The organism is Pseudomonas sp. AC255 (assembly GCF_979258175.1).
The window spans coordinates 3087037-3100349 of record NZ_OZ409841.1 but is presented as its reverse complement, the minus strand read 5'-3'; the positions used below and the strand labels follow the sequence as shown (position 1 = coordinate 3100349).

Here is a 13313-nt window from a genome sequence, read left to right as displayed (position 1 = left end):
CTTATAATGCCCGCCTTTGCAAATCAGCAGGCTGTCCCACCTTGGCAAACATAGATAACCCGGTCGCCGAAATGGCGCCCGACGGCTTTTACCGCGTCGCGCTGGGCGTTGAGTACAAAGGCTCGCGCTACAGCGGCTGGCAACGGCAGCTGACCGGAGTGGCGACTGTGCAGGAAGAGCTTGAAAAAGCCCTGTCGAAAGTCGCCAATTCGCCGGTTTCCCTGCAATGCGCCGGGCGTACCGATGCCGGCGTGCATGCCTGCGGCCAAGTGGTGCACTTTGACACCCAGGTTGATCGCTCGCTGAAAGCCTGGGTCATGGGCGCCAACATCAATCTGCCCCACGACATCAGCGTCAGTTGGGCCAGGGTCATGCCGGCGCATTTTCATGCGCGCTTCAAAGCCATTGCCCGGCGTTATCGCTATGTGATCTACAACGATCAGATCCGCCCGGCGCACCTCAATGAAGAAATCACCTGGAATCACCGTCCGCTCGACGCCGAGCGTATGGCCGAGGCCGCGCAGTACCTGATCGGTACCCACGATTTCAGCGCGTTCCGGGCCGGTCAGTGCCAGGCCAAGTCGCCGATCAAGAAGATGCATCACCTGCGCGTGACCCGTCACGGCAAGATGATCGTGCTCGACATTCGTGCCAACGCGTTCCTGCATCACATGGTGCGCAATATTGCCGGTGTGCTGATGACCATCGGTGCCGGGGAGCGCCCGGTGGAGTGGATGAAAGAAGTGCTGGAGAGTCGCGAGCGTCGCTCCGGCGGGGTGACGGCGCATCCATATGGGCTCTATCTGGTGCAGGTCGAGTATCACGACGAATTCCCGTTGCCCGAGCGCTTTATCGGGCCACATTTCCTTACGGGTTTCTCCGAACTTGACGGCTGACGCCCTCGGACGCTTTTGTTACCATCCGGGACGTTTTCGGATTTTGCCTTGAGGTTTTCCTGACATGTCAGCTGTTCGCAGCAAGATCTGTGGCATTACCCGCATCGAAGATGCACTGGCCGCCGTCGAAGCCGGTGCCGATGCGATCGGTCTGGTGTTTTACGCCAAGAGCCCGCGTGCAGTGAATGTGCAGCAGGCAAGGGCGATCATCAAGGCGTTGCCGCCGTTCGTCACCACCGTGGGGCTGTTCGTCAACGCCAGTCGTTGCGAGCTGGGAGAAATCCTCGATGCGGTGCCGCTTGATCTGCTGCAGTTCCATGGCGACGAAAGTGCGCAGGAGTGCGAAGGCTGGCATCGTCCGTACATCAAAGCGCTGCGGGTCAAGGCTGGCGATGACATTGCCGCTGCCTGCGATGCCTTCCCCGGCGCCAGTGGCGTACTGCTCGACACCTATGTCGAAGGGGTGCCCGGTGGAACCGGCGAGGCGTTTGACTGGTCACTGATTCCGCAACACTTGAGCAAGCCGCTGATTCTGGCCGGCGGCCTGACGCCGGAGAACGTTGCCGACGCGGTAGCACGGGTCAAGCCCTACGCGGTGGATGTCAGCGGCGGGGTAGAAGCGAGCAAAGGCATCAAGGATCACCACAAGATTCGCGCATTCATCAACGCGGTGCGCGGCAATACATCGTCGATGTGACGGCTGGCAGTCTGCCGCCGTCCATCAATGCACTTGCACAAAGCAGGCGCGGCTGAGGGTTGCTGGATCGTACGCAGGTCATGTTCCGCGCTGACCGCCACTGTTCGGCAACCATCGCCACACACATGAATTTAGCTCAAGGGCATACGCGGGGCTGCGAACCAGAGCGTTCGGGCCGCCGGTACTGGAGAAAGAAAGCATGAGCAACTGGTTAGTAGACAAACTGATCCCTTCGATCATGCGCTCGGAGGTCAAGAAGAGCTCGGTGCCTGAAGGTCTGTGGCACAAATGCCCGTCCTGCGAGGCGGTGTTGTACCGTCCGGAGCTGGAAAAGACCCTGGACGTTTGCCCCAAGTGCAACCATCACATGCGCATCGGCGCACGTGCGCGCATCGACATTTTCCTCGACCCGGAAGGCCGCAACGAACTGGGTGCTGACCTGGAGCCGGTTGACCGTCTGAAATTCCGCGACGGCAAGAAGTACAAGGACCGCTTGGTCGCTGCGCAGAAGCAGACCGGCGAGAAAGATGCGCTGATCTCGGTCAGCGGTACCTTGCTGGGCATGCCGGTAGTGGTTTCGGCATTCGAATTCAACTTCATGGGCGGTTCCATGGGCGCCATCGTCGGTGAGCGCTTCGTTCGCGCTGCCAACTACGCACTGGAAAACCGCTGCCCGATGATCTGCTTCGCCGCCTCCGGTGGTGCACGCATGCAGGAAGCGCTGATCTCGCTGATGCAGATGGCCAAGACTTCGGCCGTACTGGCGCGTCTGCGTGAAGAAGGCATTCCGTTCATCTCCGTACTGACCGACCCGGTCTACGGCGGCGTTTCCGCCAGTCTGGCGATGCTTGGCGACGTCATTGTTGGCGAACCGAAAGCCCTGATCGGCTTCGCCGGTCCGCGGGTAATCGAGCAGACCGTGCGCGAGAAACTGCCGGAAGGCTTCCAGCGCAGCGAGTTCCTGCTGGAGCACGGCGCGATCGACATGATCATTCACCGTCAGGAATTGCGTCCGCGTCTGGGTAACCTGCTGGCACAGATGACCGGCAAGCCGACGCCGAAGTTCGTCGCCGCGCCGATCGAACCGATCGTGGTGCCGCCGGTGCCTGCCAACGTATGACCCAGCGCACCCTTGGTGAATGGCTCGCCTACCTTGAGCAGTTGCATCCGTCGGCCATCGACATGGGCCTGGAGCGTTCGCAACAGGTAGCGTCCCGCATGGGGCTGGGCCAGCCGGCGCCTCGGGTGATCACGGTCACCGGCACCAACGGCAAGGGTTCGACCTGCGCGTTCGTGGCTTCATTGCTGCGTGCGCAGGGCCTGAGCGTTGGTGTCTACAATTCTCCGCACCTGCTGCGTTACAACGAGCGGGTGCAGCTCAACGGCGTCGAAGCCACTGACGCGCAGCTCTGCGAAGCCTTTGCTGCGGTCGAGGCGGGCCGCGGCGAGACTTCCCTGACTTACTTCGAAATGGGCACTCTGGCAGCGTTCTGGCTGTTCCAGCAGGCGGCGCTTGACGCTGTGGTGCTTGAGGTCGGGTTGGGCGGGCGTCTGGATACCGTCAATGTGGTGGATGCCGATATTGCGCTGGTCACCAGCATTGGCGTCGATCACGCCGATTATCTGGGCGATACCCGCGAATCCGTGGCCTTCGAGAAGGCCGGAATTTTCCGCCAGGGCAAGCCAGCTCTGTGTGGCGACCTGAATCCTCCGCAACCACTGCTCGACAAGGCGCACGAACTGGCCTGCCCGTTCTTCCTGCGTGGACGCGATTTCGATCTCGGCATCACTGACCAGCACTGGCAATGGCGCGGCACCGATGCCCTGGGCCAAGTGGTCGAGTTGCGCGACTTGCCGCTCCTCGATCTGCCGATGGAAAACGCCGCGCTGGCGCTGCAAGCCTATCTGCTGACAGGTTTGCCGTGGAATGCCGAACAGATTGTCGCGGCGTTGCAGGCGACGCGCGTGGTCGGACGCCTCGATCGTCGTTCGTTCGAATGGAACGGCAAGCGCCTGAACATATTGCTGGATGTTGGTCACAATCCTCATGCCGCTGAATATCTCGCTCGGCGTCTGGCTGCGCGGCCCCCGGCGGGCAAGCGCCTGGCGGTATTCGGCCTGCTGGCGGACAAGGATCTGGATGGTGTTGTTGGCGAATTGAATGCTAGTGTCGCGCATTGGGCTGTCGCGCCGCTGGATTCGCCGCGCGCGCGTCCGGTGGCTGAACTTGAGGCAGCGCTGCAGAACCTTGGTGCTTCAGTAACGTCCTATGCCAGCGTTGCGGCCGCTCTGGAAGGGCAGTGCGCTATAGCAACCAGCGACGACGAGATTCTCTTGTTCGGATCATTTTATTGTGTCGCCGAGGCCCTTGAATGGCTGGCCCGGCGCTCCACGGAGGAAGCGGCAAATGGCTTTGCTGGATAAAGCGTACAAGCAGCGCATGGTTGGCGCGCTGGTGCTGGTGGCGCTGGCGGTGATCTTCCTGCCGATGCTGTTTTCCCGCCAGGACGAGCAGCGTCAGGTGACCGTCGAGGCCCCGGCTGCGCCTCAGCCTTCGGCCATGCCGCAGGTGCAAATTGACCCGGTGGCTGTGCCCGAGCCGCAAGCCTTGCCGCAAGAGCCTGTGCCAACGGACGAAGAGGTCGCTGAAGAAGCGGTGCCTGCGGCCCCGGCTGCACCGGCTGCGCCAGCACCGACCATCCCTGCGCAGATAGCCCGTCCGGCAACGCCGCCACCGGTGGCCAAGCCGATTCCGGCGCCGGCTCAGCCGATCACATCCGCAACGAGCAAGCCGGATACCACGCAGAGCCGCGTCGATGCCAACGGTCTGTCGGTGAGCTGGTCGGTGCAACTGGCCAGTCTGTCGAGCCGCGCCAGCGCCGAAAGCCTGCAGAAGAACCTGCGCAGCCAGGGCTATAACGCCTACATTCGTTCTGCCGATGGCAAGAATCGGGTGTTCGTCGGTCCGCTGATCGAGCGTGCCGAGGCCGATCGTTTGCGTGATCTGCTGAGTCGTCAGCAGAACCTCAAGGGCTTCGTTGTCCGTTTTCAGCCTGAACGTGGCTGAAATCTATCACTTCGATTGAAAAGCACTGACAATCGCAGCTTACCGACAGCCATGCGCTCTGCTAAAATGCGCCGCCTTATCCGTCTGTAGGCTGCACTGTGCCATTTACCTGGGTTGACTGGGCGATCGTTGCAATCATCGCCATCTCCGCTTTGATCAGTCTGAGCCGCGGCTTCGTAAAGGAAGCTTTATCGCTGCTGACCTGGATCATCGCAGGAGCGGTTGCCTGGATGTTTGGTGGCTCACTGTCCGAGTACCTCGCCGGATACATCGAAACCCCATCGGCTCGCGTGATCGCGGGCTGTGCCATCATGTTTGTCGCCACACTGATCGTGGGCGCAATGATCAATTATCTTATCGGCGAGTTGGTTCGCGTCACCGGGTTGTCCGGGACCGATCGATTCCTCGGCATGGCCTTCGGCGCAGCGCGTGGCGTGTTGCTGGTGGTCGTGGCGGTCGGGCTGTTGAGCCTGGGGCCGGTACAGCAGGACGGGTGGTGGAAAGAATCACAGCTCGTGCCCAAGTTTCTATTGGTCGCCGACTGGTCCAAAAACCTGATACTGGGGTGGAGCAGTCAGTGGCTTGCCAGCGGAATCAGCGTACCCGCTGAGATTCCGTTCAAGGAGCAGCTCTTGCCGACGGCGAAAACGCCTCAGTGAGTGTTGTTCAGTTCAGATCCATTAAGTAGGGGTTGCGTCGCATGTGTGGCATCGTCGGTATCGTCGGTAAGTCGAACGTCAATCAGGCGCTGTATGACGCGCTAACCGTGCTCCAGCACCGCGGCCAGGACGCTGCCGGTATCGTGACCAGCCATGATGGCCGGTTGTTCCTGCGCAAGGATAATGGCCTGGTGCGTGACGTGTTCCAGCAGCGTCACATGCAGCGTCTGGTCGGCCACATGGGTATCGGCCACGTCCGTTACCCGACTGCCGGCAGCTCGACGTCGGCCGAAGCCCAGCCGTTCTACGTCAACTCGCCGTACGGCATCACTCTGGCGCACAACGGTAACCTGACCAACGTTGAACAGTTGGCCAAAGAGATCTACGAATCCGATCTGCGTCACGTCAACACCAGCTCCGACTCGGAAGTGCTGCTCAACGTGTTCGCCCACGAGCTGGCCCAGCGCGGCAAGCTGCAGCCGACCGAAGAAGACGTGTTCGCCGCCGTGACCGACGTGCACAACCGTTGCGTTGGTGGTTACGCCGTGGTGGCGATGGTCACCGGTTACGGCATCGTCGGTTTCCGCGATCCGCACGGCATCCGCCCGATCGTGTTTGGCCAGCGTCACACCGACGAAGGCGTCGAGTACATGATCGCCTCGGAAAGCGTTTCGCTGGACGTGCTCGGTTTTACCCTGATTCGCGACCTCGCGCCGGGTGAAGCGGTCTACATCACTGAAGACGGCAAGCTGCACACCCGTCAGTGCGCAACCAACCCGTCGCTGACGCCGTGCATTTTCGAACACGTCTACCTCGCGCGTCCGGACTCGATCATCGACGGCGTGTCGGTGTACAAAGCACGTCTGCGCATGGGCGAGAAGCTTGCCGAGAAGATCCTGCGCGAGCGTCCTGAGCACGACATCGACGTGGTCATCCCGATTCCCGACACCAGCCGTACCGCTGCGCTGGAACTGGCCAATCACCTGGGCGTGAAATTCCGCGAAGGTTTCGTCAAGAACCGTTACATCGGTCGCACCTTCATCATGCCGGGCCAGGCTGCGCGCAAGAAGTCGGTACGCCAGAAGCTCAATGCCATCGAGCTGGAATTCCGTGGCAAGAACGTCATGCTGGTCGATGACTCGATCGTGCGCGGCACCACCTGCAAGCAGATCATTCAGATGGCCCGCGAAGCCGGCGCGAAAAACGTCTACTTCTGCTCGGCGGCACCTGCGGTGCGCTTCCCGAACGTGTACGGTATCGACATGCCGAGCGCCCACGAACTGATCGCGCACAACCGTTCGACTCAGGACGTGGCCGACCTGATCGGTGCAGACTGGCTGATCTATCAGGATCTGCCTGACTTGATCGAAGCGGTCGGCGGCGGCAAGATCAAGATCGAGCACTTCGATTGCGCAGTGTTTGACGGCAAGTACGTGACCGGTGACGTCGACGAGGCTTACCTGAACAAGATCGAGCAGGCGCGCAACGATGCCTCGAAGGTCAAGACCCAGGCAGTCAGTGCGATCATCGATCTGTACAACAACTGAGTTTCCACCGGCCCTGAGGGGCCGGTTTTGTATCTGATATTTATTGTTCGAGAACAGCAAGGAGAGACAGCATGAGTCAGGAATGGGATGCCGGTCGGCTGGACAGCGACCTCGAAGGCGTAGCGTTCGATACCCTGGCCGTCCGTGCCGGTCAGCACCGCACGCCGGAAGGCGAACACGGTGACCCGATGTTCTTCACCTCCAGTTACGTGTTCCGCACCGCTGCCGATGCAGCGGCGCGCTTTGCCGGCGAAGTGCCTGGCAACGTCTATTCGCGCTACACCAACCCGACCGTGCGGGCGTTTGAAGAGCGCATTGCCGCGCTGGAGGGCGCCGAGCAAGCCGTCGCCACGGCAACCGGCATGGCCGCGATCATGGCTGTGGTGATGAGCCTGTGCAGTGCTGGCGATCATGTGCTGGTGTCGCGCAGCGTGTTCGGCTCGACCATCAGCCTCTTCGAGAAATACTTTAAACGCTTCGGCGTCGAAGTCGATTACGTCCCGCTGGCCGATCTGTCAGCCTGGGACGCGGCGATCAAGTCCAACACCAAACTGCTTTTTGTCGAATCGCCGTCCAACCCGTTGGCCGAGCTGGTGGATATCGCCGCGCTGGCAGAAATCGCGCATGCCAAGGGCGCGCAGCTGGTGGTCGACAACTGCTTCTGCACCCCGGCGTTGCAGCAGCCGCTGAAGCTCGGCGCGGACATTGTCGTGCACTCGGCGACCAAGTTCATCGACGGTCAGGGTCGCTGCATGGGCGGCGTTGTCGCCGGTCGCGGTGAACAGATGAAAGAAGTGGTGGGTTTCCTGCGGACCGCCGGGCCGACCCTCAGCCCGTTCAACGCGTGGATCTTCCTCAAAGGCCTCGAGACCCTCAATCTGCGCATGAAAGCGCATTGCGCCAACGCTCAGGCGCTGGCCGAATGGCTGGAGCAGCAGGACGGCATCGAGAAAGTCCATTACGCCGGCCTCAAGAGCCATCCGCAGCACGAGTTGGCTCAGCGCCAGCAGAAGGGTTTTGGTGCGGTGGTCAGCTTCGAGGTCAAGGGCGGCAAAGAAGGCGCCTGGCGCTTTATCGATGCCACGCGGTTGATTTCGATCACCGCCAACCTCGGCGACAGCAAAACCACGATCACCCATCCTAGCACCACCTCCCACGGCCGTCTGGCGCCGCAGGAGCGTGAAGCGGCGGGGATTCGCGACAGCCTTATCCGCGTCGCGGTTGGTCTGGAAGATGTGGCTGACCTGCAGGCTGACCTGGCGCGCGGTCTGGCGGCATTGTGATCGAGTTGTCCACACCGGCGGCCAATACCCATGGCCGCGTGGCGCTGGTCACTGGCGCTGCACGCGGTATCGGCCTCGGAATTGCCGCCTGGCTGATCAGCGAAGGCTGGCAAGTGGTGCTGACCGATCTTGATCGGGTGCGTGGTTCGAAAGTGGCGAAGGTGCTCGGCGAAAACGCCTGGTTCATCGCCATGGACGTCGCCGAGGAAAATCAGGTCGCACTGGGCGTGGCCGAGGTGCTGGGGCAGTTTGGTCGCCTCGATGCGTTGGTCTGCAACGCGGCGGTGGCCGATCCGCACAACATCACCCTGGAAAGCCTCGATCTGGCGTATTGGAATCGGGTGCTGGCGGTGAATCTGAGCGGGCCGATGTTGCTGGCCAAGCACTGTGCGCCTTATCTGCGTGCGCACAACGGTTCGATCGTCAATCTGGCCTCGACCCGTGCGCGACAGTCGGAGGCGGACTCCGAGGCGTATGCGGCGAGCAAGGGTGGGCTGTTGGCGCTGACCCATGCGCTGGCAATCAGCCTTGGGCCGGAAATCCGCGTGAACGCAGTCAGTCCTGGCTGGATCGATGCGCGTGATCCCTCGGTGCGTCGCGCCGAACCGTTGGCCGATGCCGATCACGCCCAGCATCCGGCGGGCAGGGTGGGGACGGTGGAAGACGTGGCGGCGATGGTGGCGTGGTTGCTGTCGCGCAATGCGGGATTTGTCACCGGGCAGGAATTCGTCGTCGATGGCGGCATGACCAAGAAGATGATCTACGAGCAGTGAAAGGCAGCTTCAAGCTTCAAGCTGCAAGTTAAAGCAAGACGCTGGTGTGCCTGCTTTAGGTGATCCTGCTTTTTCTTGCAGCTTGCAGCTAAAACCCGTTTTTAAAAAACTCCAATCCTGCTATTGACTTAGCTTCGCCACCTGCGTAAATTTCGCGGCCTCGGAGATGCAAACGGGTGATTAGCTCAGCTGGGAGAGCGTCTGCCTTACAAGCAGAATGTCGGCGGTTCGATCCCGTCATCACCCACCACTCCCGAGAAGCTTGCGCAAGCAAGAGAGTAGGCTGAAAGTGCCTGCACCGACGCGCAGCGGTAGTTCAGTCGGTTAGAATACCGGCCTGTCACGCCGGGGGTCGCGGGTTCGAGTCCCGTCCGCTGCGCCATATTTTACGAGTCAGATTCATCTGATTCGCGATTGCAAGGCACCGAAGCTGGCAATCAAAACGAGTTACTTGAGCGCAAGCTCAAAGCGATACGCAGCGGTAGTTCAGTCGGTTAGAATACCGGCCTGTCACGCCGGGGGTCGCGGGTTCGAGTCCCGTCCGCTGCGCCATATCTGTTTCAAGGACCACTGAACGCCTTGAAGCGCCGAGATAAGCCATTGGCTGAATCGGATCGATAGCAAAGACCCTGGTCGAAAGACCGGGGTTTTTTGTGTCTGAAATTTAGCTATTCCTCTCTCGAACTCCTACGCAAATCGTCCTGTAGGAGCTGCGGCACGCTGCGATCTTTTGATCTTGATTTTAAAAAGCAAGATCAAAAGATCGCGGCCTCGTTTCACTCGACAGCTCCTGCAAGAATCTCTGCAAGCCTTCTGCGGTGCTACGTCGCATTGATTTTTTGATTATTTAGTCAGGTTTTTGTAACTGGTTGTTTGCTGTGGGCGCAGAAACCTTTAAAGTTAACCTTTCGGTCAGCTTTGCACTGTCAACACAGCTCTTTGCTTCGCCAGAAAGAGCTTCTGCACGACTCGAGATCCCCAGTAGATAACCACAAGGGCGGACCTATAACCGCCCAGAGGATGATCCATGTCCAACCGTGAAATATCCCGGCGCTCGTTCCTCCAGGGCGGGCTGGTGGCGGGTGTGAGCGTTACGCTTACGCCGCTCAGCAGTCAGGCGCTGGCTGCCTTGATGGAAAACAGCGTCACCGTGCCGTCCGAGAAATGGCTCGGCAATAACGGCAAGGCCCGTCAACGCAACGATGCCTTGTCCAAGGTCTGCGGCAGCAAGGTGTTTGCCCGCGACATCCGCGCCAAGGACATGCCTGGCTGGCCTGAGCAACAGGGCCACGCGATGCTGCTGAAAACCATCAAGGCCGACCATATCTACGCAGGTTACGACCTGTCGTGGCTCGGCGCCGATCTGCAGCCGGACCGCATCGTCACCGCTGCCGATCTGGACAAGGACGGTATCCACTTCCCCGAAGAGCACGCGCCTGATCCATTGCTGCCCGAAGGCAAGGTGCCGATGTTCATCGGTCACCCGGTGGCGATCCTGATCTGGAACGATTTCGAGCGTTTCCGTCGGGCCAAGAACCAACTCAAATTCAATGACAAAGCGATTCGTTACGGCGCCAAAGTGCCGTTCTACGAAGGTGATCCCTACGGCAGCTTCCGCTATGTGCGCGTCGGTGGCGCGACCTCGGCGGATGAAGACGAGTTCGCCAGCCTCAAGGATTCGATTCTGTTCCCGATGCTGAAGAACCGCCGTCCAGTGTGGAATGCATCGCCGAACCTGCATGGCAACCTCACCGAGCGCGGTCTGTTCTACGCCGACCGCATGAAGCAGGAGATCGACACGCCGCCAGACAACTGGCTGGTGTTCGATGAGCGCTACAAGACGCCGTCGATCGAACCGGCCGCCCTTGAGCCGGACAACGGCAACGGCTGGTACGACCCGAAAACCAAAACCCTGCATTTCGTCGTGGCGACGCAGTGCCCGCTGGAAGTCGCGACCGAGACAGCGAAGATGATCGGGCCGTCGCGTTTCGGCCTGGCCAACCTGAACATGCATCCGGGCTATACCGTCGGGTATGGCTCCAAAGACCACAACATTTTTGTCTACTATGCAGCCCTGGCCGCGCTGTACGGCGCCGGTGTGCCGGTGCGTCTGGCCAACGACCGCTATGAGCAATTCCAGAGCGGCATCAAGCGTCACCCGTTCGACATCCGCTACCAGTTGGCCGTGGACAAGAATGACTACACCTTCAAGATTTTCCGCGCGGAAATGAGCGTCGACGGCGGCGGTCGGGTCAACTACAGCCCATCGGTGGCAGCGGTTGGCGCCACGGCTGCGCAGTCGATCTACTACATGCCGCAGAACGATCTGCAGGTCACCGCCTATCACTCGCGCGCAGTCGAAGCGGGTTCGATGCGCGGTTACGGCACCCTGCAAAGCATGGCGGCGACCGAAATGATGGTCGACGAGATCGCCAATCGTCTGGGTGTCGACGCCATCGATTTGCGCCGCAGGAATGCCCTGCGTTCCGGCATGAAAAACACCCAGGGCGCAATCCCGGCCGGTGCATTGCGCCTGCACGAAATTCTCGACAAGGCCTCGGTGCACGAAGTCTGGAAAAACCGCGACACGATCAAGCAACAACGTGAAGCGGCAGACCCGGATAACTGGTACGGCGTCGGTTTCGCCATTTGCCAGAAAGACTTCGGTACCGGCTCCGAAGCACCGATGGCCAGCATCGAATTCACCGCTGACGGGCGCATCACCCTGCGCCATATCGGTATCGAAATCGGCACCGGCATGTCCACTTCGCAAGCCTTGGTCGTCGCCGATTTCCTCGGCAGCCCGGCGCATGATGTGAAGACCGGAGAAACCGAGTGGCAGGAAATGCAGCTGATCACCAGCGGCAACCCGTACATCATGAGTCAGGCCGAACAGGACAATCTGCTGCGCAATCCGCGCTGGGTCGGCAAGCTGGCGTCGGCGTCCTCGGCGACCAACTCCGCCTATTACTTCAGCCATGCAACCCGTGAGGCAGCGCGCGTGCTGTTCAACCATGGTTTGTGGCCCGCGGCGCTGGAGATATGGCGTCAGGGGCCGTACGGCGGCCAGGCCAACCCTTACGTGGTGCGTCGCGAAGATGCGCATTGGATCGACGGCAAGCTGACCGCCAACGGCATGCAGCCGCTGAGTTTCGAAGAGCTGGCCAAGCGCGCCCACGAACGCGGGCTGGTGACGGGCGCCACGGTGCACGGTTTCAACCGTTGGAGCTGGGCCGAAGCCGAATACAGCATCGACGGCGTGCGCGAGCGCTTGCCGCTCGACGGTCTGGCGGTGAAATACGGCGATGGCGCGCCACAAGCGAAGAAAGCGCAGATGAACAGCGCCGGCTTCCACTTGCTTGATCGGCAGAACGTCAACTACCCGGTAGTGCAGTTGAACAACGCTGCCGTGACCTATTACAGCCCGGTCGCCACGTTGGTCGAGCTGAAGGTCAACAAAGGCTCGGCGGAGGTTCAGGTGCTCAACCACCATTCTTGGATCGAGTGCGGGCGCGTGTTGGTTGAAGAGTTGGTCAAGGGCCAGCTCGAAGGCGGTATCGCCATGGGCATCGGCCACGCCTTGATGGAAGAGATGCCGCTGTACGAAGGCGGGCCGGGGGAGGGTGACTGGAACTTCAACCGATACCGTCTGCCGATGGCCCGTCACGTAGCGGTGTGGAAGCAGACTGCGGAGATCCTGCCGCCGCTGTCGCCGAGCGATCCGTCCAAGGGCATCGCCGAAGTGGTGATGATCCCGATTGTCGGTGCCATCGGTAACGCCGTGGCGCATGCCATCGGCAAACGTGTTCGCGACCTGCCCATCACTGCTGCGCGCATCAAGGAGGCCCTCAATGGCTAACCGTCCGCTTCAACTGACCCTCAATGGTCAATCCGTCGGCCCGGTGGACATCCCTGATGACCTGCCGATGATCGACTATCTGCACGAATACAAAAACCTCACCGGCTCGCGGCTGGGCTGCGGTCAGGGGATCTGCCACGCCTGCGTGGTGATCGTCGATAACCCCGACGGTACCAGCGAAGAAGTGCGCACCTGCATCACCGGCGCGCACTACTTCGAGGGCAAGAAAGTCCGCACCATCGAAGGCCACGCCACTCGCGACGAGCAGGGCCAGGTCACCGAGCTCAATCCGATCCAGCAGCGCTTTGTCGACGAGTTTGCCTTCCAGTGCAGCTACTGCGCGCCAGGCTTCGTCAACGCCGCGACGGTGTTGGTCGAGAAGCTGCAGCGCCAGCCGATCGTCAAAAGTCAGCTGGAACAGGTGATCGAGGACAGCCTCGGCCATCACGTCTGCCGCTGCACCGGGTACGTGCGTTATTACAACGCCACGCGCAACGTGCTGACCGATCTTGGTCTGGTCAAGGAGGGGTGA

At 60.8% G+C, this 13313-nt stretch carries 11 protein-coding genes and 3 tRNA genes; all 14 read left to right on the top strand.

The features are described from left to right. The first annotated feature begins 71 nt into the window (after positions 1-71). The 14 genes from truA (at position 72) to ACZZ0K_RS14120 (ending at position 13313) form a co-directional block, all read left to right on the top strand. Positions 72-896 carry a tRNA pseudouridine(38-40) synthase TruA gene (gene truA / locus ACZZ0K_RS14185; RefSeq protein WP_016773937.1) on the top strand — a complete coding sequence of 275 codons (825 nt, stop codon included), beginning with the start codon at positions 72-74 and terminating at the stop codon, positions 894-896. Positions 897-960: 64 nt separating this feature from the next. After that, positions 961-1593, top strand: a complete 633-nt coding sequence (locus ACZZ0K_RS14180; RefSeq protein ID WP_024012391.1) for a phosphoribosylanthranilate isomerase — start codon at positions 961-963, stop codon at positions 1591-1593. 199 nt (positions 1594-1792) lie between these two features. Beyond that, the gene (accD, locus tag ACZZ0K_RS14175) at positions 1793-2713 is read left to right on the top strand and encodes an acetyl-CoA carboxylase, carboxyltransferase subunit beta (RefSeq protein WP_016773939.1); all 921 of its coding nucleotides are present in this window, start codon (positions 1793-1795) and stop codon (positions 2711-2713) included. Beyond that, positions 2710-4017, top strand: coding sequence for a bifunctional tetrahydrofolate synthase/dihydrofolate synthase (gene folC, locus ACZZ0K_RS14170; protein ID WP_252879797.1), 1308 nt, complete (start codon positions 2710-2712; stop codon positions 4015-4017). Before accD ends, folC begins: the two co-directional genes overlap by 4 nt. Further along, positions 4001-4660 (top strand): SPOR domain-containing protein, encoded by a 660-nt coding sequence (locus tag ACZZ0K_RS14165; RefSeq protein ID WP_041478538.1) that lies wholly within the window; start codon positions 4001-4003, stop codon positions 4658-4660. The genes folC and ACZZ0K_RS14165 overlap by 17 nt, the downstream gene beginning before the upstream one ends. Positions 4661-4758: 98 nt before the next feature. Next, positions 4759-5319: a CvpA family protein gene (locus tag ACZZ0K_RS14160; protein ID WP_016773942.1), complete on the top strand. Its 561-nt coding sequence runs from the start codon at positions 4759-4761 to the stop codon at positions 5317-5319. Positions 5320-5360: 41 nt separating this feature from the next. Continuing rightward, entirely contained in the window at positions 5361-6866 is a 1506-nt protein-coding gene (gene purF, locus ACZZ0K_RS14155; protein WP_016773943.1) for an amidophosphoribosyltransferase, read from the top strand. A gap of 71 nt (positions 6867-6937) precedes the next feature. Further along, complete coding sequence (locus tag ACZZ0K_RS14150) at positions 6938-8149, top strand: O-succinylhomoserine sulfhydrylase (protein WP_016773944.1); 1212 nt, start codon at positions 6938-6940, stop codon at positions 8147-8149. Further along, positions 8146-8922 carry an SDR family oxidoreductase gene (locus ACZZ0K_RS14145; RefSeq protein ID WP_217879703.1) on the top strand — a complete coding sequence of 259 codons (777 nt, stop codon included), beginning with the start codon at positions 8146-8148 and terminating at the stop codon, positions 8920-8922. Before ACZZ0K_RS14150 ends, ACZZ0K_RS14145 begins: the two co-directional genes overlap by 4 nt. Before the next feature lie 174 nt (positions 8923-9096). Beyond that, positions 9097-9172, top strand: a tRNA-Val gene (locus tag ACZZ0K_RS14140). Between the two features lie 55 nt (positions 9173-9227). Further along, a tRNA-Asp gene (locus tag ACZZ0K_RS14135) sits at positions 9228-9304 on the top strand. A 93-nt stretch (positions 9305-9397) separates the two neighbouring features. Beyond that, positions 9398-9474 (top strand) — tRNA-Asp (locus ACZZ0K_RS14130). Between the two features lie 475 nt (positions 9475-9949). Beyond that, entirely contained in the window at positions 9950-12781 is a 2832-nt protein-coding gene (locus tag ACZZ0K_RS14125; RefSeq protein WP_258707888.1) for a xanthine dehydrogenase family protein molybdopterin-binding subunit, read from the top strand. Next, positions 12774-13313, top strand: coding sequence for a (2Fe-2S)-binding protein (locus ACZZ0K_RS14120; protein ID WP_016773947.1), 540 nt, complete (start codon positions 12774-12776; stop codon positions 13311-13313). The genes ACZZ0K_RS14125 and ACZZ0K_RS14120 overlap by 8 nt, the downstream gene beginning before the upstream one ends.